Annotated in this window: 25 protein-coding genes; 16 read left to right on the top strand and 9 right to left on the bottom strand. The window is 72.4% G+C overall.

Going from position 1 to position 26,362, the window contains the following annotated elements; all coding sequences use genetic code 11:
* Window positions 1-122 precede the first annotated feature (122 nt).
* Together AB0J36_RS27505 and AB0J36_RS27510 are read left to right on the top strand one after the other, a co-directional pair.
* Window positions 123-1,202, top strand: a complete 1,080-nt coding sequence (locus AB0J36_RS27505; RefSeq protein ID WP_363661298.1) for a phosphotransferase family protein — start codon at window positions 123-125, stop codon at window positions 1,200-1,202.
* Entirely contained in the window at window positions 1,202-2,413 is a 1,212-nt protein-coding gene (locus AB0J36_RS27510) for an acyl-CoA dehydrogenase family protein (RefSeq protein WP_357171292.1), read from the top strand. Before AB0J36_RS27505 ends, AB0J36_RS27510 begins: the two co-directional genes overlap by 1 nt.
* Before the next feature lie 153 nt (window positions 2,414-2,566).
* Here AB0J36_RS27510 and AB0J36_RS27515 read toward each other — a convergent pair whose 3' ends face one another.
* The 6 genes from AB0J36_RS27515 to AB0J36_RS27540 form a co-directional block, all read right to left on the bottom strand.
* Window positions 2,567-3,613, bottom strand: a complete 1,047-nt coding sequence (locus AB0J36_RS27515) for a LacI family DNA-binding transcriptional regulator (protein WP_357122900.1) — start codon at window positions 3,611-3,613, stop codon at window positions 2,567-2,569.
* Window positions 3,614-3,692: 79 nt separating this feature from the next.
* Window positions 3,693-5,123: a GH1 family beta-glucosidase gene (locus tag AB0J36_RS27520; protein WP_357122897.1), complete on the bottom strand. Its 1,431-nt coding sequence runs from the start codon at window positions 5,121-5,123 to the stop codon at window positions 3,693-3,695.
* On the bottom strand, window positions 5,120-5,965 hold the full coding sequence (locus AB0J36_RS27525; protein ID WP_355051884.1) for a carbohydrate ABC transporter permease: 846 nt from the start codon (window positions 5,963-5,965) through the stop codon (window positions 5,120-5,122). Before AB0J36_RS27525 ends, AB0J36_RS27520 begins: the two co-directional genes overlap by 4 nt.
* 70 nt (window positions 5,966-6,035) lie before the next feature.
* Window positions 6,036-7,022, bottom strand: a complete 987-nt coding sequence (locus AB0J36_RS27530; protein WP_357122894.1) for a sugar ABC transporter permease — start codon at window positions 7,020-7,022, stop codon at window positions 6,036-6,038.
* A 110-nt stretch (window positions 7,023-7,132) separates the two neighbouring features.
* Entirely contained in the window at window positions 7,133-8,443 is a 1,311-nt protein-coding gene (locus tag AB0J36_RS27535) for an extracellular solute-binding protein (RefSeq protein ID WP_357122891.1), read from the bottom strand.
* A 257-nt stretch (window positions 8,444-8,700) separates the two neighbouring features.
* A complete protein-coding gene (locus AB0J36_RS27540) occupies window positions 8,701-9,246 on the bottom strand; it encodes a plasmid pRiA4b ORF-3 family protein (RefSeq protein WP_363661299.1) in 546 nt (181 codons plus the stop codon).
* A gap of 150 nt (window positions 9,247-9,396) precedes the next feature.
* On the opposite strand from AB0J36_RS27540, the gene AB0J36_RS27545 reads away from it, so the two are divergent.
* The 11 genes from AB0J36_RS27545 (at window position 9,397) to AB0J36_RS27595 (ending at window position 21,745) form a co-directional block, all read left to right on the top strand.
* Window positions 9,397-10,143 (top strand): pyrimidine reductase family protein, encoded by a 747-nt coding sequence (locus AB0J36_RS27545; RefSeq protein ID WP_363661300.1) that lies wholly within the window; start codon window positions 9,397-9,399, stop codon window positions 10,141-10,143.
* Window positions 10,144-10,333: 190 nt separating this feature from the next.
* Window positions 10,334-12,085, top strand: a complete 1,752-nt coding sequence (locus AB0J36_RS27550; protein WP_357122882.1) for an ATP-binding protein — start codon at window positions 10,334-10,336, stop codon at window positions 12,083-12,085.
* Between the two features lie 15 nt (window positions 12,086-12,100).
* Entirely contained in the window at window positions 12,101-13,249 is a 1,149-nt protein-coding gene (locus AB0J36_RS27555; protein WP_363661301.1) for an exonuclease SbcCD subunit D, read from the top strand.
* Complete coding sequence (locus tag AB0J36_RS27560; RefSeq protein ID WP_357393352.1) at window positions 13,249-15,723, top strand: SMC family ATPase; 2,475 nt, start codon at window positions 13,249-13,251, stop codon at window positions 15,721-15,723. The genes AB0J36_RS27555 and AB0J36_RS27560 overlap by 1 nt, the downstream gene beginning before the upstream one ends.
* Window positions 15,724-15,837: 114 nt before the next feature.
* Window positions 15,838-16,803 (top strand): hypothetical protein, encoded by a 966-nt coding sequence (locus AB0J36_RS27565; protein ID WP_357122872.1) that lies wholly within the window; start codon window positions 15,838-15,840, stop codon window positions 16,801-16,803.
* A 14-nt stretch (window positions 16,804-16,817) separates the two neighbouring features.
* Complete coding sequence (locus tag AB0J36_RS27570) at window positions 16,818-17,675, top strand: fused MFS/spermidine synthase (protein ID WP_363661302.1); 858 nt, start codon at window positions 16,818-16,820, stop codon at window positions 17,673-17,675.
* A gap of 126 nt (window positions 17,676-17,801) precedes the next feature.
* A complete protein-coding gene (locus AB0J36_RS27575) occupies window positions 17,802-18,494 on the top strand; it encodes a sigma-70 family RNA polymerase sigma factor (protein ID WP_355051883.1) in 693 nt (230 codons plus the stop codon).
* Window positions 18,491-19,273 carry a zf-HC2 domain-containing protein gene (locus tag AB0J36_RS27580; RefSeq protein WP_363661303.1) on the top strand — a complete coding sequence of 261 codons (783 nt, stop codon included), beginning with the start codon at window positions 18,491-18,493 and terminating at the stop codon, window positions 19,271-19,273. Before AB0J36_RS27575 ends, AB0J36_RS27580 begins: the two co-directional genes overlap by 4 nt.
* Before the next feature lie 203 nt (window positions 19,274-19,476).
* Window positions 19,477-20,127 carry a hypothetical protein gene (locus tag AB0J36_RS27585; protein ID WP_363661304.1) on the top strand — a complete coding sequence of 217 codons (651 nt, stop codon included), beginning with the start codon at window positions 19,477-19,479 and terminating at the stop codon, window positions 20,125-20,127.
* Between the two features lie 131 nt (window positions 20,128-20,258).
* Entirely contained in the window at window positions 20,259-21,179 is a 921-nt protein-coding gene (locus AB0J36_RS27590) for a DNA-3-methyladenine glycosylase 2 family protein (RefSeq protein ID WP_357122862.1), read from the top strand.
* Between the two features lie 71 nt (window positions 21,180-21,250).
* Entirely contained in the window at window positions 21,251-21,745 is a 495-nt protein-coding gene (locus tag AB0J36_RS27595) for a GNAT family N-acetyltransferase (protein ID WP_357122859.1), read from the top strand.
* On the opposite strand, the gene AB0J36_RS27600 is transcribed toward AB0J36_RS27595, so the two are convergent.
* Both AB0J36_RS27600 and AB0J36_RS27605 read right to left on the bottom strand, forming a co-directional pair.
* On the bottom strand, window positions 21,720-22,142 hold the full coding sequence (locus tag AB0J36_RS27600) for an SRPBCC family protein (protein ID WP_357171284.1): 423 nt from the start codon (window positions 22,140-22,142) through the stop codon (window positions 21,720-21,722). The two genes, AB0J36_RS27595 and AB0J36_RS27600, sit on opposite strands and share 26 nt — an antisense overlap.
* A gap of 134 nt (window positions 22,143-22,276) precedes the next feature.
* On the bottom strand, window positions 22,277-22,489 hold the full coding sequence (locus AB0J36_RS27605) for a hypothetical protein (protein ID WP_357122853.1): 213 nt from the start codon (window positions 22,487-22,489) through the stop codon (window positions 22,277-22,279).
* Between the two features lie 135 nt (window positions 22,490-22,624).
* On the opposite strand from AB0J36_RS27605, the gene AB0J36_RS27610 reads away from it, so the two are divergent.
* From AB0J36_RS27610 to AB0J36_RS27620, 3 genes are read left to right on the top strand one after another with little or no spacing between them, the layout of a single operon-like run.
* Entirely contained in the window at window positions 22,625-23,740 is a 1,116-nt protein-coding gene (locus AB0J36_RS27610; RefSeq protein ID WP_357171282.1) for an ATP-dependent DNA ligase, read from the top strand.
* Between the two features lie 58 nt (window positions 23,741-23,798).
* Entirely contained in the window at window positions 23,799-25,370 is a 1,572-nt protein-coding gene (locus AB0J36_RS27615; protein ID WP_363661306.1) for an alpha/beta hydrolase, read from the top strand.
* Window positions 25,371-25,391: 21 nt separating this feature from the next.
* On the top strand, window positions 25,392-25,844 hold the full coding sequence (locus tag AB0J36_RS27620; protein ID WP_357122847.1) for a GNAT family N-acetyltransferase: 453 nt from the start codon (window positions 25,392-25,394) through the stop codon (window positions 25,842-25,844).
* 332 nt (window positions 25,845-26,176) lie between these two features.
* On the opposite strand, the gene AB0J36_RS27625 is transcribed toward AB0J36_RS27620, so the two are convergent.
* The coding region (locus AB0J36_RS27625; protein WP_363661305.1) for a hypothetical protein at window positions 26,177-26,362 on the bottom strand (186 nt) is incomplete at its 5' end.

A 26,362-nucleotide genomic window follows, 5' to 3' on the forward strand; every position in this document is an offset into this window, starting at 1 on the left:
GAGATCGCCCGTCGACTGGCTCGACCGCCGGCGACGCCACCTCACCTGGCCGAAGCGCTGACCACGGCACGTCAGGCGTACCTGACCTTGACAACGTGAACGGGCTGCCATCAACTAGTCGGATGAGTGATCCGGCCGCCAGCGCGCTCCGGCCGGGCGCTGTTCCGGCCGCCCCCGCCGGGATCGACCTCGATCGCCTCGCGAGCTACCTGGCGACGCACCGACCCGAGCTGACCGCCGGGCCGCTGCGCGCCCACCTGATCGCGGGCGGCAAGTCCAACCTCACCTACCTGCTGCGCTTCGGCGAGCGGGAGGTCGTGCTGCGCCGCCCACCGCTGGGGCACGTGCTGGCCACCGCGCACGACATGGCCCGCGAGTTCCGGGTCATCTCGGCGCTGGCGCCCACCGAGGTGCCGGTCCCCGGCGCGCTGCTGCTCTGCACCGACACCGAGGTTCTCGGCGCACCGTTCTACCTGATGGAACGGATGCCCGGCGAGGTGTTCCGCACCCGCGCCCAGACCGACCCGCTGGGCGACGAACGACGCCGGGCCCTCGCCATGGCGATGATGGACACCCTCGCCGCGTTGCACACCGTCGAGCCGGCCGCCGTCGGGCTCGCCGACTTCGGCCGCCCCGAGGGCTACCTGGCCCGGCAGGTCCGCCGCTGGGCCGGGCAGCTCGACCGCTCGCGCAGCCGCGACCTGCCCGGCATCGACGAACTGCGCGACCTGCTCGCCGCGACCGCCCCCGAGGGCGCGAACGCCGGCCGCATCGTGCACGGCGACTACCGGCTGGACAACCTCCTCGCCTCGGCCGACCCGGTGGCCGTACACGCCGTCCTCGACTGGGAGATGGCCACCCTCGGCGATCCCCTCGCCGACCTGGGGCTGCTGCTGACGTACTGGGACGTGCTGGGCGACAGCGACACCGCCGCCGGCAATCCCGTCGCCGACGGCCTCGGCCCGCGCGCCGGCTTCCCCACCGGCGCGGAGCTGATCGACAGGTACGCCGGGCGCAGCGACGTCGACGTCGGGCCGCTGCACTGGCACGTGGCGCTGGGCTGCTTCAAGCTCGCCGTCATCTGCGAGGGCATCCACTACCGCCACACGCTCGGGCAGACGCTCGGCGAGGGCTTCGACCGGATCGGCGACATGGTGGCACCGCTGGTCGCGCACGGGCTGACCGCTGCCAGGGAGCGGTGATGGACTTCGCGTACGACGCCCGGACCGAGGAGCTGCGCGACGAGCTGACCCGGTTCCTGACCGAGCACGTCTACCCGGCCGAGCCGGTGCACGCCGAGCAGGCGGCCACCGGCGAGGAGTGGTCGCGTACCCCGGTGCTGGCCGAGCTGAAGGCGGAGGCCCGCAAGCGCGGCCTGTGGAACCTGTTCCTGCCCGATCCGCGCTACGGCGCCGGCCTGACCAACCTCCAGTACGCGCCGCTCGCCGAGCTGACCGGGCGCAGCCCGCACCTGGCGCCCGAGGCGGTCAACTGCGCGGCGCCGGACACGGGCAACATGGAGCTGCTGGCCGAGTTCGGCTCGGACGCCCAGCGCGAGCGCTGGCTCGTGCCGCTGCTGGAGGGCGAGATCCGCTCGGCCTTCTGCATGACCGAGCCGGAGGTCGCCTCGTCCGACGCGACCAACATCGCCACCCGGATCACCCGCGACGGCGACGAGTACGTCGTCAACGGCCGCAAGTGGTGGTCGTCCGGCGCCATGGACCCGCGCTGCGAGATCCTCATCGTGATGGGCAAGACCGACCCGGACGCCGACCGGCACCGCCAGCAGAGCATGGTGCTCGTCCCCCGGGACACGCCGGGCGTGACCGTCCGCCGGGGCATGCACGTCTTCGGCTACTCAGACGGTACGCACGGCGGGCACGCCGAGATCGACTTCACCGACGTACGGGTGCCGGCGGCCAATCTGATCGGCGCGGAGGGCACCGGCTTCGCCATCGCCCAGGCGCGACTCGGCCCGGGGCGCATCCACCACTGCATGCGATTGATCGGAATGGCCGAGCGGGCACTGGAGCTGCTGTGTCGCCGGGCCAACGAACGGATCGCGTTCGGTCGCCCCCTCGCCGAGCAGGGCGTCGTGCGGGAGTGGATCGCCGAATCGCGGGTCCGCATCGAACAGGCCCGCCTCCTGGTGCTCAAGACGGCCTGGCTGATGGACACCGTCGGCAACAAGGGCGCGCACACCGAGATCCAGGCCATCAAGATCGCCACACCGGCGATGGCGGAGTGGGTGATCGACAAGGCCATCCAGGGGTACGGCGGCGCGGGCGTCAGCCAGGACACCCCGCTGGCCGCCCTCTGGGCACAGACCCGCACCCTGCGCCTCGCCGACGGTCCCGACGAGGTCCACCGCAACTCCCTGGCCAAACGCGAACTCCGCCGCTGGCTCCCCTAAAACCCCCCACCCCGTCCCTGCCCCGCGCCCCGCGCCCGCCCCCCAGCACGCGATCTTGCACTTTCTGTCGACAGTTCGCGCGGAATATCCCGTATGTCGCCACAGCAAGTGCAAGATCGGCCGGGAGAGGGGGCGGGGAGCGCGCGGGACGGGTTACGCGCTGGCTCGGTGGACGAGTTGGGTGTCCAGAAGGATGTGCGGGGCGGGTAGGTCGTCGCCGCGGATGCGGGCGACCAGCAGCCGGGCCATCTGCCGGCCCATCTCCTCGACCGGCTGGAACACGCTCGTCAACGGTGGGTCCGCCTGGCGGGCGACCGGCGCGTCGTCGAAGCCGATCACGGCGACGTCCTCCGGGACACGCCGGCCGGCGTCGCGCAGGGTCCGCAACGCGCCGAACGCCATCAGGTCGGACGCGACGAAGACGGCGTCCAGGTCCGGGCAGGCGTTCAGCAAGCGGCGCATGGCGGTCGCCCCGCTGCTCTCGCTGAAGTCGCCGTACGCGATCAGGTCGGGGTTGACGCCGACGCCGGTGGCCTTGACGGCCTCGGTGTAGCCGGCCAGTCGGGCCAGGCCGGCGCCCATGTCCTGCGGTCCGGCGATGGTGGCGACGCGTCGCCGCCCCTGGCTGGTCAGGTACTCCACCGCCTGCCGTGCGCCGCCAACGTTGTCCACGTCGACGAACCACGCCGGCTGGGCCCCGGGTTGCAGCATCCGGGCCGGTCGGCCACCGAGCACCGCGGGCAGGCCGCGCTCCTCCAGCAGGGTGGGCAGCGGGTCGGAGTCGTGCAACGACAGCAGCAGTACGCCGTCGACGTGCTGGTTGGTGAGGTGGTGCTCGACGCGCTCACGCTCGACCGGCGACTGGGCCATCGCCAGCCAGAGCTGCATGGGCGTCTCCAGCAGGCCGGAGCTGATCCCCCGCACGATCGCCGCGAAGAACGGCTCGGTGAAGACCCGCTCCCCGGATTCGGACACCACCAGGGCGACGGAGTCGGTCCGCTGGGTGACCAGCGCGCGGGCGGCGCGGTTCGGCACGTACCCCAACTCGGCGATCGCCTGTTGGACCGCGGCCCGGGCCTCCGGGCTGACCTGGGGCGAGCCGTTGACCACGCGCGAGACCGTGCCCCGACCCACGCCGGCGCGCGCCGCGACCGCATCGAGGGTCGGGCGCCCGAGCGAGCGGGTGCGCTGCGTTGTCATCGTCTGCTCCTCCGACGGCGGGCGGACCCGGCGCCACGCGAGAGTGGACGCCGGGACCGCCCTGATGGCTGGCCCGAGCCTATTGTGCGGCCAGACCGTTGCGTCGGATCACCGAGGCGTACCACCTGGCGCTGGACTTGGGGATGCGAAGCTGGCTGTCGTAGTCGACGTGGATCATGCCGAAGCGCTTGGTGTAACCCCAGGCCCACTCGAAATTATCCATCAATGACCAGGCGAAGTATCCCCGCAGGGGCACGCCGGCGTTGATCGCTTCGTGGCAGGCCCGCAGGTGCGCGTCGAAGTAGGCCAGCCGGTCGACGTCGTCGACCTGCCCGTCGACGACGGTGTCGACGAACGCGGAGCCGTTCTCGGTGACGTACAGCGGCAGGTCCGTGTACTCCTCGTGCACCCGCCGCAGCGTCTCCACCAGGCCCGGGGCGTCGATCTCCCAGTCCATGTCGGTCACCGGAACGCCCCGGGTGACGAACCGGACGTCCTCGCTGCCCGGCCAGCAGGAGGGTGCCCGCCAGTACGGCTCGGGCTCGGCGCCCTCGATCGGCGCGGCGACCACGTGCCGGCTGTAGTAGTTGATCCCGACCAGGTCCAGCGGCGTGGAGATGGTCGCCAGGTCACCCTCGCGGACGTGGTCGAAGTCGGTGACCTCGCGCAGGTCGGCCACCAGATCCTCCGGGTACGACCCACGCAGCAGCGGGTCGAGGAAGAAGCGGTTGGCCAGCCCGTCGATCCGGCGGGCCGCGTCCACGTCGGCGGGAGCGTCGGTGGCCGCGTCGACCGGGTACAGGTTGACGGTCACGCCCACCTCGGCCGTGGGCCGGACGGCCCGCAGGGCCTGCACGGCCAGGCCGTGCCCGAGCATCAGGTGGTGGCCGGCGCGCACCGAGTCCGCGCCGTTGGACCGGCCCGGGGCGTGTACGCCGGAGCCGTACCCGAGGAACGCCGAGCACCACGGCTCGTTCAGGGTGGTCCAGTAGCGCACCCGGTCGCCGAGCGCGTCGGCGACGAGCGTCGTGTAGTCGGCGAAGCGGGCGGCGGTGTCCCGCGACGGCCAGCCACCGGCGTCCTCCAGCTCCTGGGGAAGGTCCCAGTGGTAGAGGGTGAGCCACGGCTCGATGTCGTGGGCCAGCAGCTCGTCCACGAGCCGCCGGTAGAAGTCCAGGCCCTTCGGGTTGGCCGCGCCCGTGCCACCGGGCTGCACCCGGGGCCAGGAGACCGAGAAACGGTACGACTTGAGGCCCAGCTCGGCCATCAACGCGACGTCGTCGCCGAGCCGGTGGTAGTGGTCGCAGGCCACGTCGCCGGTGTGCCCGTTGACCACCAGGCCCTCGGTGTGGCTGAAGGTGTCCCAGATCGACGGGGTGCGGCCGTCCTCGGCCGCCGCCCCCTCGATCTGGTATGCCGCGGTCGCGGCTCCCCAGAGGAAGCCGGGTGGAAAGGTCAGCCCGGAACGCTCGTCGAGGTCGACGGCGGATGGGCTGGCGGGGTTGCTCACGACTTGACGGCACCTTCCATGATCCCGCCGATGATCTGGCGGCCGAACAGAACGAAGACGATGAACAGCGGAAGGGTAGCGATGAGCGTACCCGCGAAAATCTGAGAATTGTCCGCGAAGTACGCGGTGTTCAGACTGCGCAGGGAGATCTGCACGGTCGGGTTGGCCGGGTCGGCGAGCACCACGAAGGGCCAGAAGAACTGGTTCCACTGCTCCATGAAGGTGAGCAGCCCGAGCACGGCCGCCGCGGGCCGCAGCGCCGGCACCACCACGTGCCAGTAGACACGCCAGGTGGAGCAGCCGTCGACGCGGGCCGCCTCGATCAGCTCGTTGGGCACCGCCTGCTCGGCGTACTGGCGCATCATGAAGATGCCGAAGCCGCCGATCAGGAACGGAACCGTCACCGACGGCATCGTGTTCAGCCATTCCAGCTTGGCCATGAGGATGTACAGCGGGAGCACACCGAGCTGGATGGGAATCATCATCGAGGCCAGGATGATGAGCAGCAGCGCGTTCTTGCCGCGGAAACGCAGTTTGGCGAACGCGAATCCGGCGAGCGAGCCGAAGAACACGGTCGCCACCGTGATCGTGCCCGACACCAGGAACGAGTTCATCAGGCCCTTGACGATGTTCGCGTCGCCGTTGTCGAGCACCCGCTGGATGTTCTCGCCCAGCTTGCCGCCCGGCAGGAACGGCGGGGGCCAGGAGTTCGCGGCGTCACTGGTCCGCGAGGCGATGACGATCATCCAGTAGAACGGGAAGAGCGACAGGATGACGCCGAGGACGAGCCCGAACCAGGTGAGCGGGCTGGCCGTCCAGAGCTTCTCCGCGCTGTGGCGGATGCCGTTGCGTTCGGCCGGTGGCCGGACCGACGGCGGTCGCAGAGTGGTACTGGTCATGGGTGGGCCACCCTCACTTGTCGGAGCTGATGCGGCGGGCCAGCAGGTAGTTGATGAACGAGACGGACGCGATCAGCAGGAACAGCACCAGGGCGACGGCGCCCGCGTACCCCCACCGGAACCGCTGGTTCATGACGTCCAGCAGGTACATCGTGATCGTCTGGAACTGCCCCTCCGTGCCGCCGGAGAGCGCGCCCGAGCCGCTGGTGAACATCAGCGGCTCGGTGAAGAGCTGCAGACCGCCGATGGTCGAGATGATCAGCGTGAAGATGATGGTGGGGCGCAGCTGCGGAATGGTGATCGACCAGAACTGGCGGCGTTGCGAGGCGCCGTCGAGGGCGGCCGCCTCGTACACGTCCTTGCTGATCGACTGCATCGCGGCGAGGTAGATGAGGGCGTTGTAGCCCACCCACCGCCAGTCGACCATGGTGGCGATGGCGACCCAGGAGGCGAAGCGGTTGGCCCGCCAGTCGATGGGGCCGAGACCGACCAGGTCGAGCAGCCAGTTCATCAGGCCGAAGTCCCGGGCGTAGATCATCGAGAAGATGAGCGCCACCACGGCGGTCGAGGTGATGATCGGCATCGCGATGGCCAGCCGGAAGAACATCTGGCCGCGGATGCGGCGGTTCAACGCGTTGGCCAGCATCAGCGCGATGAGCAGCTGCGGGATGGTGGAGAGCGCGAACATCCCGAAGGTGTTCACCACCGCGTTCCAGAACTGCGGATCGTTCGTGAACAGCTCGACGAAGTTGTCCAGGCCGACGAAGCTGATCGTCGCGTTCATCGGTGACCGGTCGGTCATCGCGATCCAGAACGTGTAGACGATCGGGTAGACGCCGAAGATCGCGAAGAGCACGAAGAACGGCAGGACGAAGACGTACGGGGTGAAGCGCAGGTCCAGCCGGTTCAGCTGCCGGCGGCGCGCCGTTGAGTGCCGTGGCGCCGGGCGCGGCCCGCGGGCCGACGCGTCCGGTGGCGCGGGGGTCTTCAGGGAGCTCATGAGCGGTCCTTCACACTCGGCGGCGCCTCGTGGGGCGCCGCGGCAGGGCGTGTTGACGCGGGTTCACGGGTGGTGCCGGAGCGGCACCACCCGTGAGCGCGTCGCAGCCGTTACTTGCCTGCTGCCTGGCCGTTCTTCACCGCGTCCTGCCAAGCGGCGTCGGCGGCCTTACCCTGCTCGATGCTGCGCAGCGCGTTCTCGACCGCGTCCCGGACCGCCTGGTTCTTCGGGCCGAGGTAGACCGGCTTCAGCTCCTTGGCGCCAGCGGCGAAGATCTTGCCGATCGGCGCGCCGCTGAAGTACTCGTTGGTGGCGGCGAGCACGGCCGGGTCCTCGAGGGCCTGCGGCGACGACGGCAGGTTGCCGACCTTCTTGAACGCCTCGGTCTGGCTCTTGGCGCTGGTCAGGAACTTGGCCAGCTCAGCGGCTTCCTTCTGGTGCTTGCTGGACTTCGGCACGGCCAGCCAGGAACCGCCCCAGTTGCCGCCGTTGCCCGGCGCCTTGGCGACGTCCCACTTGCCGGCCGCCGCGTCACCGGCCTGGCCCTTGATGACACCCGTCATCCAGGCCGGGCAGCCGATGGTGGCGAAGCTGCCGTTCTTGAAGCCGGCGTTCCACTCGTTCGAGAAGCTCCGCAGGTTGTTCGACAGACCCGCGCTGATCATCTTGGTGGTCTGCTGGAACGCGGTCTGCACGTCCGGGTTCTCGCCGACGACGAGCTTGTTGCTCTTGTCGAAGTAGGTGTAGCCGTTGCCGGCGCCCGCCGTCTGCATCAGCACGATGTTGTAGAAGTTGGTGGCCGAGTCGACGAACTTGTGCTTCTTGTCGGCGGCGGTGAACTTCTGGCCCTGCTCGATGAACGCGTCCCACGTCGGCCAGAGGGCGCCGACCTGCTCGCGGTCGGTCGGCAGACCGGCGGCCTTGAAGAGGTCGCTGCGGTAGCAGACGGCCATGCCGCCGACGTCGGTGCCGAGACCGAGCACCTTGCCGTCCGGCGTGAGGCCACCCTCCCACTTCCACGGCAGGAAGTTGCCCTTGAGGTCGTTGGCGCCGTGGTCGGCCAGGTTCACGAACTTGTCGGCCTGCGCGAAGAACTGCACGATCGTGCCCTCTTCGAGGGCGACGACGTCACCGGCACCGGCGCCGGCGGTGATCTGCTGCGTCAGCCGGGTGTTGTAGTCACCGAGGCCGAGGCCCTTGCCGCGCTCCTGGATCGTGACGTTCGGGTGCTCCGTCTGGTACTGCTTGTAGAGATCTTCGTAGCCGAAGCCCTGGTCGCCGAAGACGTCGACGACCAGAGTGACCTTGCCGCCGTCCGAATCGGACGACGAGTCGCCGTCGCCGCAGGCGGTCGCCGCGGCAAGCACGGCGACGGACGCGAGCGCGATCGCCGCAAAGCGGCGACGTGAGGTGACGCTCATCCTGACCCCTCTCAAGTGGTGAGGCTTGGTGTGTCGTACGTGGTGGGGGGTGCTGTAGCGCCCCGCGCCGCTCAGCCGGTGGCCGTGGACGCCTGGGGAGAGCTGTGAAGGAGACTTCCGCCACTCCCCCGGGAGCGCTCCCATGAGATTGCCGGGGCGCTACCAGGGTGTCAATAGACCATTGGGAGCGTTCCCAGATCGTTACCGCCCTGTTTCAGGCCGGCGCACGAGGCATCGACGCCAGCCTGACCGGCCCGTTAGCAGAAGCGACGCAGCAGCGTGGTCGCGACGGCGGGATCGAAGAACGCCGGGTCGAAGCCGCCGGTGACCCAGCCGGTCAGCAGAGCCCGCTCCGGATGAGCCGGATCGGCCAGGGCCGCCAGCAGCGTCTGGTAGCCCAGCGGACCACCGATTCCCTCCGGCGGGCAGGCGCCCTCCCCGTCCAGGCAGACCGGGTACCGCTCGTCCTGGTCGGCGGTGAGTGCGTCCTCGACGACCAGGTCGTGCTCCCACCAGTCGCCGAAGTCGTACGTGTAGGAGAACCTGCTGCCCTTGCCGAGCACCGCGTCCAGCCGGACGTCCAGCTCGTCGTGCAGCCCCAGGCCCTCGTCCGGGACGGGTTCGCCGTAGGTCACCGTGTCGATCTCGAACGAGTGCAGGTGGCAGTCCCGCCAGCCCATCGCGTGCTGCGCGACCCGGTGCAGTCGGTCCAGCGTGTAGCCGGCCGGGACGAGCACCCGACGCCAGATGATCGGGCGCACGCCGGCGAGGGACATCTTCAGCTGGAAGATCTGACGCGGCATGCTGTCCTGTCCTCCCGCGGCTTAGGCTGCGACCATGATCTGCCGAGCGTGCCGGGCCCGGCGGCACGACGACTGCCCGGGCCGGAACTGGTGCGACTGCCAGCACCGTACCGCTGAACCGACCCCTCCGGTCACCGGTCCGGCCGGCGAATGACGGTCGGAATTCCGATCCGGCGGCTGTGGCCCGAGCCGTCCGTCGAGCCCCTCGACGACGCGGCGTTGACCGCCCTCTACGGCCGCGCCGACCGGCCCCGACTGCGGGTCAACTTCGTCTCCAGCCTGGACGGCGCGGTCACCGTCGACGGCTTCTCCGCCGGGCTGTCGGGCGAGCCGGACAAGCGGGTGTTCGGCCTGCTGCGGATGGTCTGCGACGCCCTCGTGGTGGCCGCCGGCACCCTGCGGCACGAGGGGTACCGGGCCGTCCGCCTGGACGAGGGCCGCCGCGCCTGGCGCAGGGCGAACGGGCTGGCCGCGTACCCGACGTTGGTGGTCGTCTCCGGCGCCCTCGACCTCGACCCGGCGCAGGCCGCGTTCGCCGACGCGCCGGTCCGGCCGATCGTGCTCACCCACTCCGACGCCGAGCCACCCCCCGGCCTCACCGACGTCGCCGAAGTGCTGCGCTGCGGTGCCGGCCGGGTCGACCTCGCCGCCGCCCTGGCCGAGCTGCACGGACGCGGACTGACGCAGCTGCTCTGCGAGGGCGGCCCGCACCTGCTCGGCGCGCTCACCGCGGCCGACCTGGTGGACGAGCTGTGCCTCACGGTCGCGCCGCTGCTCGCCGGGCCGGGGCCGGGGCGGATCACCGCCGGCGACGCCACCGGGCCGATGCACCTGCCGCTGCGGCACGTGCTCGCCGCCGACGACGGCGTCCTGATGCTCCGGCACGCCCGCGACTGACGGCCGCGCCCTGGAGGCGGCCCGCCACTCACCGACGCGTGACGGGCCGTCGCCCGGTCACCCACCCAGCGTCGCGGGTGTGACCGACCATGGTGTCGTCCGCCGCGTCGCGTGGCGACCTGTCGTACTCCTCGGGCAGGATGCACCTCATGCTTCCCGACCGCGCTGCCCGCCCGACCCGAGTCGTCCGATGACCGACGCCGACCTCGACAGCCCGGGCGAGCTGGTCGGCCGGGTGCTGGGCACCGCCGACGCCACGCCGTTGCAGTTCTGGACGGCGGTGGCCCCCGGCAGCTACCTCCAGCTCGACGACGTGGTGGTCACCCGTCGTGAGCTGCCCAACCGCGAGCCGGTGACGATCGCCGGTGTGGTCACGCAGGTCCGGGCCCGGCACGAGGGCGCCCAGTTCGACTCGGACGTCTTCGCCATCGCCGACGGCACCCTGCCCGCCCAGGTCCAGGAGGCGGCCGAGGTCACCACCACGCGGGTCGACCCGGAGCTGTACGTGCCGCCGACCCCGGGGGCCGTGGTGCACCGGGCCGAGGGCGACGCGCGGGCCCGCGCGCTGCACTTCGACCGGATGGAGCGGCGCATCCCGATGGGGATGGGCCGCGACGGCGTGCCGGTCTACCTGAACGCCGACTTCCTCGACGGCAGCCGGGGCGCGCACGTCTCGATCTCCGGCATCTCCGGGGTCGCCACCAAGACGAGCTTCGCCACCTTCCTGCTCTACTCGGTGTTCCGCTCCGGCGTCCTGGGCGGCGACGCGGTCAACGGCAAGGCGCTCATCTTCAACGTCAAGGGCGAGGACCTGCTGTTCCTCGACCACCCCAACACGCGCCTCGACGAGCCGACCCGGGCGGCGTACGCGAAGCTGGGCCTCAGCGCCGGTGCCTTCCCCGACGTGCGGGTGTACGCCCCGCCCCGGGTCGGTGACGCGGCCGGCACGCCGGACGTGAGCAGCCGGCTGACCGGCGTCGACGCCTTCTACTGGACGTTGAGCGAGTTCTGCTCCGACCGCCTGCTGCCGTACGTCTTCGCCGACGCCGACGACGAGCGCCAGCAGTACACGATGGTGGTCCACTCGGTCGCGGCCCACCTGGCCCGGTACGCCCAGCCCGCCGACGGGGGCGTGAGCATCGACGGGGTGCGGCTCGGGTCCTACGGCGATCTGGTCGACCACATCGTCGAGGCGCTCAACAACGACGAGACCCGCTCCGACTGGGCGGGTAGCGCGGTCGGACTGGGCACCGTCAACGCGTTCGCCCGCCGGCTGATCGGCAGCAAGAAGGACCTGGCCCGGCTGATCCGCGGCGACCTGGCCGTCCGTCGCCCGCACTCGATCAACACCAGCGAGTCGGCGCAGGTGACCGTCGTCGACCTGCACAACCTCCCCGACCGGGCGCAGCGGTTCGTGGTGGGTGTGACGCTCAAGAGCGAGTTCGAGCGCAAGGAGAAGGCCGGCACGGCCAAGCCGCTGCTCTTCGTCGTCCTCGACGAGCTCAACAAGTACGCCCCCCGGGAGGGCTCCTCCCCCATCAAGGAGGTGCTGCTCGACATCGCCGAGCGCGGCCGCTCGCTCGGGGTCATCCTGATCGGCGCCCAGCAGACGGCGAGCGAGGTGGAGCGGCGCATCGTCACCAACTCGGCGATCCGGGTGGTCGGCCGGCTCGACCCGGCCGAGGCGTCCCGCCCCGAGTACGGCTTCCTGCCGCCGGCCCAGCGACAGCGGGCGCTGCTCGCCAAGCCGGGCACCATGTTCGTCAACCAGCCGGACATCCCGGTGCCGCTCTGCCTGGAGTTCCCGTTCCCGGCGTGGGCCACCCGGGTCTCCGAGGCGGGTCGGGCCCCCTCGGAGACGCTGCGCTCGATCACCCAGTCCGCCGACCCGTTCGCCGTGGTGGGCTCCGGCGGCGGCAGCGACGACGACATCCCGTTCTAGGGGGCCGGCACACCTATGAAGATCCTGCACACCTCCGACTGGCACGTGGGCAAGGTGCTCAAGGGGCAGTCCCGGGCCGAGGAGCACAAGGCCGTACTGGCCGGGGTGATCGACATCGCCCGCGCCGAACAGCCGGATCTGGTGATCGTCGCCGGTGACCTCTACGACACGGCCGCGCCGACCTCGGAGGCGACCCGGCTGGTCACCCGGGCGTTGACCGCGCTGCGTCGTACCGGCGCGGACGTGGTCGCGATCGGCGGCAACCACGACAACGGGCCCGCGCTGGACGCGCTGCGCCCGTGGGCCGAGGCCGCGGGCATCACGCTGCGCGGCGGGGTACGCGAGAATCCGGCCGAGCACGTCATCGACGGCACCACGGCCGGCGGTGAGCGGTGGCAGCTCGCCGCGCTGCCGTTCCTGTCCCAGCGGTACGCGATCCGCGCGCTGGAGATGTACGAGCTGACCGCCGCCGAGGCCAACCAGACGTACGCCGACCACCTGGGTCGGGTGCTGGGCCGGCTCACCGAGGGTTTCTCGGAGCCGGACCGGGTGCACCTGGTCACCGCCCACCTGACGGTGATCGGCGCGGCGGCCGGCGGCGGCGAGCGGGACGCCCACACGGTGCTCGGCTACGCGGTGCCGGCCACCGTCTTCCCGGCGACGGCGCACTACGTGGCGCTGGGCCACCTGCACCGGGCGCAGCGCGTCGAGGGCCCCTGCCCGGTCCGGTACAGCGGCAGCCCGCTCGCCGTCGACTTCGGCGAGCAGGAGAACGTGCCGTCGGTGACGGTCGTCGAGGTGACCGCCAGCACGGCGGCCCGGGTGCGGGAGGTGCCGGTGACCGCGGCGAGCGCGCTGCGGACGGTCCGCGGCACGCTGGCCCAGCTCGCCGAGATCGAGGCGCCGGACGCCTGGCTGCGGGTGTTCGTGCGGGAGCACCCCCGCGCGGGCCTGCGCGAGGAGGTCCAGGAGCTGCTCCCCCGCGCGTTGGAGATCCGGATCGACCCGGAGTTGCTGGCGACGCCGGGCAGCGGCACCCGGATCGCGCAGCGGTCGGGGCGTTCCCCCCGGGAGCTGTTCGGCGACTACCTGGACAGCCGGGGCCACGACGACGAGGGCGTTCGGGAACTCTTCGACGAGCTCTTCGAGGAGGTCGATCACTGATGCGACCGATGCGGCTCGACATGGCCGGGTTCACGGTCTTCCGGGACTCCACGACGGTCGACTTCACCGACGCCGACTTCTTCGCGTTGATCGGGCCGACCGGTTCGGGCAAGTCGACAGTGCTGGACGCCATCTGCTTCGCCCTCTACGGCACGGTCCCCCGTTGGGGTGGCGCGCGGGGGTTGGCGAACGCCCTCGCGCCGTCGGCGACCGAGGCCCGGGTGCGGCTGGTCTTCGAGTCCGGTGGCGCCCGGTACGTGGCGACCCGGGTGGTGCGCCGGGACGGCCGGGGCAACGTGAAGACCGCGAACGCCGGGTTGCAGGTGATGCCGGCCGGCTTCGACGTGACCAAGCTCGACACCGGGTTGAGCCCGGACGACCTGGGTGAGGTGGTCGCCGGTACGCCCGCCGAGATGGAGCAGGCGGTGCTGGAGGCGGTCGGGCTGCCGTACGAGCAGTTCACCAGCTGCGTGGTGCTGCCGCAGGGGCAGTTCGCCGACTTTCTGCACGCCAAGCCGGCCACCCGGCAGCAGATCCTGGTCAACCTGCTGGGCCTCGGCGTCTACGAGGACGTGCAGAAGAGGGCCACGGCCCGCGCGGCGCAGGCGGAGGCCAAGCTGGACGCGGTCGACCAGGTGCTCGCCGGCCTGACCGGGGTGGACGACGAGGCGGTGGCCGAGGCCGACGCCCTCGTCGAGGAGATGGTTGAGCTGGCCGGCGCGGTGACCGGGGCCATGCCGGAGTTGGCGGCGGCCCGGGACCGCGCGCGGGAGGCGGCGGTGGCCCTGACCGCGCTCGACGACGAGCTGAGCGTGCTGTCCGCCGTCCGCGCCCCGCGCGGGGTGGCCGAGGTGGCGCACGCGGTGGCCGCGGCGCGCGCCGAGGCCGACGCGGCTGTCGCGGCGGTGTCGCTGGCCGAGGAGCGGGAGGAGAAGCTGCGCGGTGAGTTGGCCGGCGCCGGTGACGAGAGCGCGCTGCGGCTGCAACTGCGGGCGTACGACGATCGGGATCGGCTGACCGGCGAGGCCGACACGGTCCGCGCGGCGGTGCGTACGGCGGACGAGGAGCACACGACGGCGGTGGCGGCGGTGGCCGCCGCCCGCGCCGAGGCCGAGCGGGCCGACGCCGAGTTGGAGGCGGCCTTCCGGGCGCACGAGGAGGCGAAGGCCACCGACCTGGCGGTCGGCCTGCGGGCGCACCTGCATCCGGGCAGGCCCTGCCCGGTGTGCGAGCAGCCGGTGACGCGGGTGCCGGCCGTCCCGGCGGATTCGGCGGTGGCCGCCGCGACGGCGGCCGGCAAGGCGGCGCGGGCCGCCACCAAGGCGGCGCAGGCGGCGGTGCAGCAGCGGGACGCCGCGGCGCGTGACCTGGAACGGCTGCTGGTGCAGGCCCGCGCCCGGCAGGAGCAGGTGGACGCCCGGCTGGCCGAACTGGACGGGCAGCTCGCGGGCGCGGCCGAGCCCGCGGTGCTGCGCCGGGAGCTGGCCGAGCACGCCCGGCTGCGACGGGTTCTGGACGAGGCGGCGACCGCCGTCCGGGCGGGCCGGGAAAGCGCGCGCCAGGCCCGCGCCGGGGTGGACGCGGCGCAGGAGCGGCTGCGGGCGACCTGGCGGGGCTTCGACACCGCCCGCGACGGGCTGGCCCGGTTCGGGCCGCCGGCCGCCGACCGGGACGACGTGGCGGCCTCCTGGGCGGCGTTGACCGACTGGGCGACGGCCGAGGCGGAGCGTCGTCGTGCTGACCGGGCCGGCCGGGTTACCGTCGTCGCCGAGGCCGAGGCGGCGGCCGACGAGGTGCAGCGGCGGATCGCCGACATCTTCGCCGCCGCCGACGTGCCGGTCGGCGATGATCCGGTACACGCCGCGACGATCGCAGTGGAGCGGGCCGAGGCCGACCGGCGTCGACTGCACGAGCGCCGCGAACAGGCCGGCACGTTGCGCGAGCAGCGGGCCGGGCACGAGCGCGAGGCGCAGGTCGCGCGGGCCCTCGCGGGCCACCTGCGGGCCAACAACTTCGAGCGGTGGCTGCTGGCGGAGGCGCTGGACCTGCTGGTCGACGGCGCGTCCGGGATCCTGCGGGAACTGTCCTCGGGTCAGTACGAGCTGGTGCACGACAAGGGCGAGTTCTTCGTGGTCGACCACCACGACGCCGGGCTGCGCCGGGGCGTACGGACGCTCTCCGGCGGCGAGACGTTCCAGGCGTCGCTGGCGTTGGCGTTGGCGCTCTCCGAGCAGTTGGCCGGCATGTCGACGACGGCGGCGAGTCTGGAGTCGATCGTCCTGGACGAGGGTTTCGGCACGCTGGACGCGGCCACCCTGGACACGGTGGCCGCCACGCTGGAGAACCTGGCCGCCCGGGGTGACCGGATGGTCGGCGTGGTCACCCACGTCGCGGCGCTGGCCGAGCGGATCCCGGTCCGCTTCGAGGTACGCAAGGACGCCCGCTCGGCGCGCGTCGAACGGACCGGCCGGTGAGCGCGAGGAGTGCAGCGCAGCGGAGCCCCGCAGTCGCGAACGAAAGGTCCGGCCGGTGAGCGCGAGGAGTGCAGCGCAGCGGAGCCCCGCAGTCGCGAACGAAAGGTCGGGTCGGTGAGCGTGGGCGACGCGGCGTTCTTCGTCGACTCGTGGGACCCGTCGTACGGGGCGTCGTTCGAGGCGTCCGCCTCCGGGCCGGCCACCCCGAGCAGCACCCAGGTCGAGGTCGACGTGGAGTTGCCGGCCGTCGACTGGCGGGCGATCGGCGTACGCGCCGACGTGCGGGCGCCGGACGTGGTGCTCCTGGTCGACGGGGTCCGCCGGGTCGACGCGAGCATCTGGACGGCGGAGGAGGACGGCGGGTCGTTTCCGGGGCTGGCGGCGTCGTACGCGGCCGGGGTGGTGCGCTGCGACCTGGGTCGGGGCGCGGCGCAGTTGGCCGGCACGCAGGTGGGCCGGGGTCTGTTCACGGCGAGCCCGTCGGCCCGGGACGTGGTGGCGGGCGCGATCCGCTATCCGGTGCACCGGGTGGGCGGCACCGGCGAGCTGGCGAAGCTGCCGGCGGCCGTGCAGGGCCCGTTGACCGCGTTGGAGGTGGCGGTGTCCGACGCCGCCCGGGTCGACGGCGATCTGTTGGTGGTGGACGGTCCGCTGCGCAGTCGGCACCATCTGCCGCGCACGCTCGGCTACATCAAGACCCAGCACAGCCAGTATCTGGACGCCCGGCTGACGGCGGTGGTGACGGGCCTGGCGCCGGGCGAGCGGTCGCCGGTGTTCCGGCTCCGCACGCCCTGGGGCGGCTGGTCGTGGTATCTGCGGCTGCCGGTGGCCGTGGGCGCGCCGTGGGCCGGCATCGTCCGGGTGGAGTGCTCCACCGAGTTGCCCGTCGAGGCGGCGATCGACCTGGCCGACCTGTCGCTGGTCACGCTGCCCCGGTTCGCGTCGACACCGTACAAGGACCCACGGGCGCCGCAGAACCTCATCCCGATCGCCGGCCTGGAGCGCCGCCTACGCGCGCTGCTCGGCGACTCCCGGCTGCTGCACCGCGCGTTGACCGCCGCGGCACGTGTCGGTCGCTGAGCGGGCGGGTCGCGGTGGGGCGTAAACGAGCGGGTGACCGGGTGGTCGAGCGGGTGGACACCGGTCTGGCCGAGCTGGTGCCGTCGGCGGACCGGCCCGGTTCGTGGACGCTGCTGTTGGACGGCGCGCCGCAGTCGCACGTCGACCTGAGCGACCCCACCCACCTGGAGTTCGAGTACGTCCGGCGGCTGGCCGCAGCGCTGGACCTGATCGCGCCCCCGGGCGAGCCGCTGCGGGTGCTGCACCTGGGCGGCGGCGCGTTGACCCTGCCCCGGTACGTGTCGGCGACCCGGCCCGGCTCGACCCAGCGGGTGTCCGAGGTGGACGGCGCCCTGGTGGAGCTGGTGCGGCGCATGCTGCCCTGGCCTGCGGACGCGCGGCTGCGGGTCCGCGTGCAGGACGCGCGGGCCGTGCTGACCTCGACGCGGGACGCCAGCTACGACGTGGTGGTCGCCGACGTCTTCGCCGGTGCCCGCACCCCGGCGCACCTCACGTCGGTCGAGTACGCCGCCGAGGTCGCGCGGGTGCTCCGTCCGGCGGGCTGGTTGCTGGCGAACCTGGCCGACGGCCCGCCGCTGCGGTACGCCCGCAGTCAGGTCGCCACGGTGCGTTCGGTGCTGCCGCAGGCGTGCCTGGTCGGCGACGCGGGGGTGCTGCGTGGTCGCCGGTACGGCAATCTGGTGCTGGTCGCCGGGCGGACCACTCCCCCGGTGCCCGGCTTGACCCGGCGGGCGGCCGGCGACTGGTTTCCCGGCCGGGTGGTGGCCGATGACGAGTTGGACCGCTTCGCCGGCGGGGCGGCGGTGGTGCGCGACGCCGACGCCACCGGCTCGGATCCACCACCGCCGGGGCTGTTCTCCGTCCGCCGCTGACCGGTCACCGGTGACGCCGCCGAAGTTTTTTTCGTTGTTCGTTGATCCGCTCGGGGCGTGGCTGCGTACCACCGGGCGGCCCGCCTTGTGGGGGCGGCGTTGGTCACGGACATCCCGGAGGTCTGCATGCATGCGGTGGCGGCCGGTTGGCATGGCGACGCGGTTGGCGCGGACTGGTTGTCCGCGCGGTCGTCGTCACGGTCGACCTCGTCTGCCCGGGGGGTCGACGCCCGAGCCACGTCTCGCCAAAATGGTCCGGTGACGCCCCGACCGGCGCCCGGGCGCCACCAGGCGACGACAACCGAGGCCAGCCACTCCGACCAGTTGATCCGGCTGCTCTACGCCGAGCACGCCGGCCCGTTGCTGATGTTCGTCATGCGGCTCACCGGGGGGGACCGGCAGCGCGCGGAGGACATCGTCCAGGAGACGCTGCTGCGGGCCTGGCGCAACGCGCACCGCCTCGGCGCACAGGGGCAGGGTTCCCTGCGGCCGTGGCTGGTCACCGTGGCACGTCGGATCGCCATCGACGAGCACCGCAGCCAGGAGGCCCGGCCGCCGGAGACGTACGACCGGGACCTGACGGCGTTCGCCGAGGCGGACAGCACGGACCGGGTGCTGCGCACGATGACGGTGGCGGACGCGCTGCGTACGCTGAGTCAGTCGCATCGGGAGATCCTGATCGCGACGTACTTCCGGGGGCGGACGGTGCCGGAGGCGGCGGAGGAGCTGGGGCTTCCGTTGGGCACCGCCAAGTCGCGGGTCTACTACGCGCTGCGCGCCTTGCGCACGGCTCTGCAGGAGCGGGGGGTGACAGAATGAGCCGGCCGGACCACATGGACGTCGCCGCGTACGCGCTCGGCGTGCTTGACGAGCAGGACACCGAGCGGTTCGAGGAGCATCTCGCCGCTTGCTGGGCGTGCGCGGCCGAGCTGGAGACGATGGTGCCGGTGGTGGGCCTGCTCTCCGGCATCGACGGCGAGACGATGATGGCCCTGGAGCAGACCGCCACGGATCCGGCGCTGCTGGACCGGACATTGGTCGCGGTCCGGGCCGACCGGCGGCGCACCAGGTTTCGTCAGCTGCTCGCGACCGCCGCGGCGGTGGTGGTCTTCGGCGGGTTGACGGGTTACGGCTTCGTCAGCGTGGCCGGGGACGACGCGCCGGGAACTCTCGCGGAGCCGACGGCGAGCGCCGGCGTCAACGACCCGCCGACGAGCGCGCCGACCGCGCCGCCGAGCGGACCGGGCGTCGGCGGCACCGAGGAGGAGGGCGACCAGGTCGACGCCACCGACCCGACGACCGGCGTCCAGACGACCATGTTCCTCCTTGAGCGGGAGTACGGCACCCGCATCAACTTCAGCCTGCGGAAACTGCCCGGCCCGCGGACCTGCCGACTGGTGGTGGTGCGCGACAACGCCACCACGGAGGTGATTTCGACGTGGTCGGTGCCCGAGGGTGGTTACGGCACCAACAGCCGCCCGCAGGGTCTTGAGCTGAGCGCGTCGACGTCGGCGTTGACGCGCGACATCAAACAGCTCCAGGTGCAGTCGGTGGACCGTAACGGTGTGGCGAGCCCGCTGGTCACGGTGCCCATGTAGGGTCGCGTACCATCGTCGACGCCGGCCATTGTCCAATGGCCGGCGTCGATTTTTGTTTCCGTCGAAAGTTCCGCGTGGGGCCGTACGCATCATCGTTCGCTACGGTTCAATCAAAACCCGTGAAATTGACCACTGTTACTTCTTCAACCTTGACAGCCCGCTCGCCGTACCTATGGGTGAACTGCCAAGAATGAGGAGGGCACGTGGCACAGATGAAGCGGACCGTCATCGTCGCGAGCGCGATGGTCGCACTAACGGCCTGCGCTCCCGCGGGTTACGACGGGGCGAACTCGAGCGCGGCCGAGCCGGTCGCCGTCGCCGCGGCCGAGCCCAGCGCGTCGGCGGAGCCCGAGGGGTCGGCATCCGCGGAGGCGCCGGTCGCCGACGCGCCGCCGGCCGCGGACGTCGACCTGACCGAGCAGTTGATCGGCAAGAAGATCGCCCGGATGGGCAACGTCGTGACGGACCAGGACGGCTGGGTCCTGTACCGCTTCGACAAGGACACCGCCGACCCGCCCGCGTCGAACTGCGTCGACAAGTGCGCGCAGGTGTGGCCGCCCGCGCTGACCGACGGGAACCCCCAGCTCACCGGCCTCTCCGACGACAAGGTCGGCAGCGTCACCCGCCAGGACGGCACCCGCCAGCTCACGATCGGCGGCTGGCCGGTCTACCGCTACATCGGCGACAAGAAGCCCGGCCAGTGGAAGGGTCAGGCCGTCGGCGGCACCTGGTTCGTGGTCGACCAGAACGGCAAGAAGAACCTGACCTGCCTGCCCACCTCGACGCCGAAGGCCGTCGCGCCGCCGGCGGACAGCGGGTCGAGCGACGCCGGAGGCTCGGGCTACTCGTACTGATCCCGGCACCGCCGGGGTACGACGGTGGCCGGTCGCAGCCGCAGCGGGCGCGACCGGCCACCGTCGTACCCGGTGGCACGTCGGCGGACGGCGGCGACCGGCACCGCCGCGTGACCTGGCAGAGTGGCAGGGTGACCGAGACCGAACCCGCCGCGACCCGGGTGCTGCACCCGCCGGTCGGATACCGGCTGGCCGCGTCGGTCCGCGCGCTGACCTTCAGCCCGTACGACCCGTGCGCGCGGATCGCCGCCGGCACCTTCTGGTGGGCGACCCGCACCCCGCAGGGACCGGCCACCCTCGCGCTGCGACCGACGGGCGGTGATCTGCTCGCCGAGGGGTACGGGCCGGGCGCCGAGCATGTGGTGGCACACGCCGACGGGATCGCCGGGCTGCGCGACGACCTCACCGGCTTCGCCGAGTTGGCGGCGGCGCACCCGCTCGTCGCCCGGCTGGCCCGGGAGCACCGGGGATTGCGCATGCCCACCACCGGGCAGGTCTTCCCCCGACTGCTGCGGGCGGTCTTCGAGCAGAAGGTCACCGGCAAGGAGGCGTACCGGGCGTACGCGGCGACCGTGCGGCACTTCCGCGAGCCGGCGCCCGGCCCGCTTCAGCCGCTGCTGCTGCCACCCGAGGCCGCCGCGGTGGCCGCCACCCCGTACTGGGTGTTCCACCCGTTCGGCGTGGAGCAGCGCCGGGCCGACACGCTGCGCCGGGCCGCCGCGCTGGCCGACCGTCTGGAGCGCTGCGTCGACGCGGCGGAGGCGACCCGCCGGCTGACCGCCATCGCGGGCATCGGGCCGTGGACCGCTGCCGAGGTGGTCCGGATCGCGTACGGCGACCCCGACGCGGTGAGCGTCGGCGACTACCACATCCCGAACACCGTGTCCTGGGCCCTGGCCGGCGAACCGAGGGGCGACGACGCGCGGATGCTGACCCTGCTGGAGCCGTTCCGGGGGCATCGGGGTCGGGTGTGTGTGCTGCTGGAGGCCGCCGGTATCCAGGCGCCGAAGTACGGCCCGCGCGCGCCGATCCGCTCGTTCGCCCGCTTCTGAGCGTTTCCCGGCTGCCGGGCAGCGGCCGGGCCGCCCGGGTTCGGCAACGCCGGCTGTGTTGTGCTGCCCCGATGAGCGTCGAGGTGAGCATCGTTGCGGCGGTTGTCGCGGACGCCGGCGAGATCCTGACCGTCCAGCGCGCCGCGTACCTGAGCGAGGCGCAACACTACGGCGAGCCCTTCCTGCCGCCGTTGACCGAGACCCTGGACGAGGTCGCGGCCGTGCTGGCCGGCCCGGACATCGTGCTCGTCGCCCGCTCGGGGCACCGGCTGGTCGGCTCGGTGCGCGCCCACCTGGCCGGCGACACCGCACAGGTCGGACGCCTCTCGGTCGCCCCCGACCAGCAGGGGCGGGGTCTCGGGGCGCGACTGCTGGTCGCGATCGAGGAGGCCTGCGCCGGCCGCGCGGCCCGGTTCACCCTCTTCACCGGCGCGGACAGCGCCCGCACCCTCGCGCTCTACCAGCGGTACGGCTACCGGGTCGTGGCGCACCGTCCGGACCCGAACGGCACCCCGCTGGCCGTGCTGGAGAAACCGGCCGTCAGCTCCGCTCACAGCGACGCCTGAGCCCGTCGGCCTCCAGCCCGACGTAGCGGCGCAGCAGGCCGCCGTACAGCCGGCCGATCAGACCGGCCAGCGGTCCGCTCTGGTCGATGGCCACGTCGACCCGGGTACGTCCGTCGGGCAACGGCACCAACCGGTGCTCGCCACGGGTGTGCACACCCGGGACGTCGGAGACCCAGGTGAATTCCCGCCCCTCGGTCAGCTCGACGACCCGCCACACCGCCGGGCGCAGTTTCGGCTGGGTCAGGCGGGCGGTCGCGCCGACCGCGAGGGGCCCCGGCTCACCCCGCTCGGCCCGGGTCACCGAGGCGGTCCACTCCGGCCACCGTTCCACGTCCACCAGCACCGCCCAGACCCGCTCGGCGTCGGCGCCGATCTCGCTGTTCGCTGCGAACCGCATCGCGTCCCCTCCCCCGGTGGCGCCGTCCGGCTCCGCCACCTCCTGCCGACGACGCTGCCCGGCGGACCGTCACCGCGGCATCCACCGGGCGGTCCGATCATCGATCGGGCCGTGGGTCCGCCGGCCGCGCGGGATCAGGCGGCTTCGCGCAGGTCGGCCAGGCTCAACGGGGTACGACGCCGCAGCAGCTCTTCCAGCTCGGACACCGTGGCGACCTCGCCGAGCACGTCCCGGCCGCCACCGAACCGCTGTGGATATCGACGGGTCAGCCGGTAGCGGTAGCGGCCCCGGACCAGCTCGACGCTGACCCGCCACCGCCCGCAGCAGTCACAGACCCACTCGGCCATCCCGCGAAACTAGCTCTGACCTGCGGTTATCTGATTCGCCCGCGGGGGACGAGGGGCGCGCGGGCGGACACGCCACCGCCGCACCAGCGGTGATCTGCCTCACGGCTGTCGGTGCCGTCTGATTGACTGGTCGCCGTGGACCTGCCGATCAACCCTCCGGTCGAGCCGATGCTGGCCAAGAGCGTCGCCAAGCTACCCACCACGCCCGGTGTGACGTACGAGCCCAAGTGGGACGGGTTCCGGTGCATCGTGTTCCGCGACGGCGACGAGGTCGAGCTGGCCAGCCGGGGCGGCAAGTCGATGACCCGCTACTTCCCCGAGGTGGTCGAGCAGGCCCGCCGGCAGCTGCCCGAGCGGTGCGCGGTCGACGGCGAGCTGATCGTGATCCGGCGGGACGGGCCGTCCGGTCAGCCGAGGCTGGACTTCGAGCTGCTGGCCCAGCGCATCCACCCGGCGGCATCGCGGGTCAAGCTGCTGGCCGAGACCACGCCCGCCGACTTCGTCGCCTTCGACCTGCTGGCCGTCGGTGACGAGGCGTTGCTCGACCAGCCGTACCCGCGCCGCCGGGAGCGGCTGGTCCAGGCCCTGGCCGAGGTGCGCCCGCCGGTGCACGTCACCCAGGTCACCACCGACCCGGAGACCGCCCGCCGCTGGTTCGACGTCTTCGAGGGCGCGGGGCTGGACGGCCTGATCGTCAAGCCGGCCGACCTGACGTACGAGCCGGGCAAGCGGTTGATGTTCAAGGTCAAGCACGCCCGCACCGCCGACGCGGTGGTGGCCGGCTTCCGCTGGCACAAGTCCGGCCCGGTGGTCGGCTCGCTGCTGCTCGGCCTCTACGACGACGAGGGCGTCCTGCACCACGTCGGGGTGAGCGCGTCGTTCAGCATGGCCCGCCGGGCCGAGTTGCTCGACGAGTTGGCCCCCTACCGGGACACCGGCGGCGAGCACCCGTGGGTGCACGGCGACCACGAACGCGGTCAGCGCATCCCGGGCGGGGTGAGCCGGTGGACCGGCACCAAGAACCTGGAGTGGGAGCCGCTGCGCCCGGAACTGGTCGTCGAGGTGGGCTACGACGCGATGGAGGGCGACCGCTTCCGGCACACCGCCCAGTTCGTCCGGTGGCGACCCGACCGCGATCCCCGCTCCTGCCGCTACGACCAGCTCGACCGTCCGATCCGCTTCGACGTGGACCAGGTGCTGCGCGGCGATCCGGCGGTCACCCTGGATCGGGCCGCCACCGGTCCGGCGTAGCCTGGCCGTCGACCCGACTCCGGAGGATCACGTGAGCCGCACCGCCGACCACCCTCGGATGGCACCCGGTCGCCGGGTCCGTCACCGTTTCGTCGCCTTCGCCGTGGCGGCCCTGCTCACCGCCGGCTGCACGCTACCGGCGTTCGCGCCGCGCACCGAGGTGCAGGGTGAGGCGGCCCCGGCCGGCTCGTCGGCCACCTGGCGGCCGTGCCCGGAGGTGGCCGAGGATCTGGTGGGGCGGGGCGCACCGGACATGCGCTACGAGTGCGCGCGGATCGCCGTTCCCCGGGACTGGGGCACCGGCAGCGGGGCCACCGCCGGACCCGGCGCCGGGCAGACCTTCGAGATCGCTCTGCTGCGGGCCCGGTCCACCCGGCAGCGCGACCGCATCGGCTCACTGGTGGTCAACCCCGGCGGACCGGGCGGCTCCGGTGTGGACACCGCCGTCTACCTCTCGTTCGGCACCCAGTTCGGTGGGCTGCCCACCTCGGTCACCGAGCGCTTCGACATCGTCGGCTTCGACCCGCGCGGCGTTTCCCGCTCCAGTCCGGTCAAGTGCATCTCCGACGCCGACCTGGACACGAGCTTCGGCTACGACCCCGACCCGCAGAGCCAGGCGTCGTTCGACGGCTTCGCCGGGTTGAGCCAGCGGATCGGGCGTGGTTGCGGGGACCGTTACGGCGACCAGTTGCCCCTGTACGGCAGTGAGCAGGCCGCCCGGGACATGGACGCCGTCCGCGCCGCCGTCGGTGACGACAAGCTGACCTACCTGGGTTACTCCTACGGCACGCTGCTCGGCGCCATCTACGCCCAGCTCTACCCGCAGCGGGTACGCGCGTTGGTGCTCGACGGCGCCGTCGACCCGCAGCAGCGGTTGGTGGCCGGCTCGGAGAGCCAGGCCCGCGGGTTCGAGCGGGCGTTCGACAACTTCACCCGATGGTGCGCCGCCAACGCCCCGCGCTGCCCGATCGCTCCCGACGCCCGCGCCGCCGTGACCTCGGCCATCGACAAGGCCAAGGTCTCCCCCGTCCGGGGCGACGACGGGCGGGAGGCCACCGCGGGCTGGGTCTTCTACGCGGTCATCTCGTCCCTCTACACGGAGTCCGGCTGGCAGGAGCTGGCACGGGCCATCGACCGGCTGGCCGAGGGCGACCCGAAGGACGTGTTCCGGCTCGCCGACTCGTACGCCGGGCGGGAAAGCGACGGGCACTACTCGAACCTGTTCGACGCCAACCTCGCCATCAACTGCGCAGACGAGACCGAGAAGCCGAGCCGGGAGCAGATCCGCCAGTTGCAGTCGCAGTGGCGCGCGAAGTACCCGCTGTTCGGTCCGGCGCTCGCCGTCGGCATGCTGAGCTGCGTCGAGTGGCCGGGCGGCCGGGACCCGTACCCGACCGGGCGGGCCAACGGCGCGCCACCGATCGTGGTGGTCGGCACGACCGGCGACCCCGCGACGCCGTACGAGCAGACCGGCCGGCTCGCCTCGATGCTGGGCGTGGGCCGGGTGCTCACGTGGGAGGGCGAGGGGCACACCGCGTACCCGCAGACCTCCTGCATCACCCAGGCCGTCGACGCGTACCTGCTCGACCTGACCGTTCCCCGCGAGGGCCTGCGCTGCCCGGCCAAGTGACGTTGTGCCAGGCTGACCGGTATGAGCGACATGATCTTCCGGGAGGCTGTCCGCGCGGACCTGCCCGCCGTCATCGCCCTGCTCGCCGACGACGTCCTGGGCAAGGCTCGTGACTTCACCCAGGTCGACGAGGCGTACGAACGGGCGTTCGCCGACATCAGCGCCGACCCGCGCAACTTCCTGATCGTCGCCGAGCAGGACGGCGACCTGGTCGGATGCCTACAGATCACCTACATCCCGGGGCTGGGCCGGCACGGTGCCGAGCGCTCCCTCATCGAGTCGGTCCGGGTGCGCTCCGACCGGCGCGGGCAAGGGCTCGGCCGGCAGATGATGGCCTGGGTCATCGACCAGGCCCGGCGGCGGGGCTGCGCCCTGGTCCAGCTCACCACCGACAAGTCCCGTACCGACGCGCACCGCTTCTATCTGGGCCTCGGCTTCAGAGCCAGCCACGAAGGCATGAAGCTTCCGCTCTGACCCGCCCGAGACGCCGGGCCGCCCGCCTACGCCGGCCCGCCGGTAGCGCCGGCAGGGCGGGGGCCCCTGACAGGTGGTCGACGGCTCGGGCCCCAGGTTGCCACTGGACACCTGTCGAGCTGCCCCAGATGCGGGGCGCAGCGATCCACGCCGACGGCCTGGCCCGGCACCCACCTAGGCCAACCACATCAACCGCCGACACAGCACCCACCAACGCCAACCACATCACGGCCGACCCGGCACCCGCTGACGCACAATGGCTGGCACAGGCACCCGCCGCACGCCAACCGCGCGCCCCATTTCTGGGGCAGCTCGACAGGGAGCGGACAGACCTAGTGGTCCGCCCTGACCGAGTCGACGGCCCAGCGCACCGGCGACCAGGCACCGGCCACCGGCTGCCAGCCACCGGCGGCCGGCGGCCGGCGGCCTGTGTTGTGCAGCAGCACGACGGACTCGCGGGCCAGGCGTACGGCGACGTCCCGGCTGGCCTCGTCGTCGAGGCGCAGGGCCGCGACGTC

Source organism: Micromonospora sp. NPDC049662 (assembly GCF_040675055.1).
GTDB lineage: Bacteria > Actinomycetota > Actinomycetes > Mycobacteriales > Micromonosporaceae > Micromonospora.

Bases quoted from the DNA above. Each gene is read 5' to 3' on its own strand.
- AB0J36_RS27545 (WP_363661300.1), top strand. From the start codon at position 9,397: ATGACGGTCGGAATTCCGATCCGGCGGCTGTGGCCCGAGCCGTCCGTC.
- AB0J36_RS27555 (WP_363661301.1), top strand. From the start codon at position 12,101: ATGAAGATCCTGCACACCTCCGACTGGCACGTGGGCAAGGTGCTCAAG.
- AB0J36_RS27530 (WP_357122894.1), bottom strand. From the start codon at position 7,022: ATGAGCTCCCTGAAGACCCCCGCGCCACCGGACGCGTCGGCCCGCGGG.
- AB0J36_RS27600 (WP_357171284.1), bottom strand. From the start codon at position 22,142: ATGCGGTTCGCAGCGAACAGCGAGATCGGCGCCGACGCCGAGCGGGTC.
- AB0J36_RS27505 (WP_363661298.1), top strand. From the start codon at position 123: ATGAGTGATCCGGCCGCCAGCGCGCTCCGGCCGGGCGCTGTTCCGGCC.
- AB0J36_RS27620 (WP_357122847.1), top strand. From the start codon at position 25,392: ATGAGCGACATGATCTTCCGGGAGGCTGTCCGCGCGGACCTGCCCGCC.
- AB0J36_RS27560 (WP_357393352.1), top strand. From the start codon at position 13,249: ATGCGACCGATGCGGCTCGACATGGCCGGGTTCACGGTCTTCCGGGAC.
- AB0J36_RS27605 (WP_357122853.1), bottom strand. From the start codon at position 22,489: ATGGCCGAGTGGGTCTGTGACTGCTGCGGGCGGTGGCGGGTCAGCGTC.
- AB0J36_RS27535 (WP_357122891.1), bottom strand. From the start codon at position 8,443: ATGAGCGTCACCTCACGTCGCCGCTTTGCGGCGATCGCGCTCGCGTCC.
- AB0J36_RS27510 (WP_357171292.1), top strand. From the start codon at position 1,202: ATGGACTTCGCGTACGACGCCCGGACCGAGGAGCTGCGCGACGAGCTG.
- AB0J36_RS27515 (WP_357122900.1), bottom strand. From the start codon at position 3,613: ATGACAACGCAGCGCACCCGCTCGCTCGGGCGCCCGACCCTCGATGCG.
- AB0J36_RS27595 (WP_357122859.1), top strand. From the start codon at position 21,251: ATGAGCGTCGAGGTGAGCATCGTTGCGGCGGTTGTCGCGGACGCCGGC.
- AB0J36_RS27615 (WP_363661306.1), top strand. From the start codon at position 23,799: ATGGCACCCGGTCGCCGGGTCCGTCACCGTTTCGTCGCCTTCGCCGTG.
- AB0J36_RS27580 (WP_363661303.1), top strand. From the start codon at position 18,491: ATGAGCCGGCCGGACCACATGGACGTCGCCGCGTACGCGCTCGGCGTG.
- AB0J36_RS27575 (WP_355051883.1), top strand. From the start codon at position 17,802: ATGCATGCGGTGGCGGCCGGTTGGCATGGCGACGCGGTTGGCGCGGAC.
- AB0J36_RS27540 (WP_363661299.1), bottom strand. From the start codon at position 9,246: ATGCCGCGTCAGATCTTCCAGCTGAAGATGTCCCTCGCCGGCGTGCGC.
- AB0J36_RS27550 (WP_357122882.1), top strand. From the start codon at position 10,334: ATGACCGACGCCGACCTCGACAGCCCGGGCGAGCTGGTCGGCCGGGTG.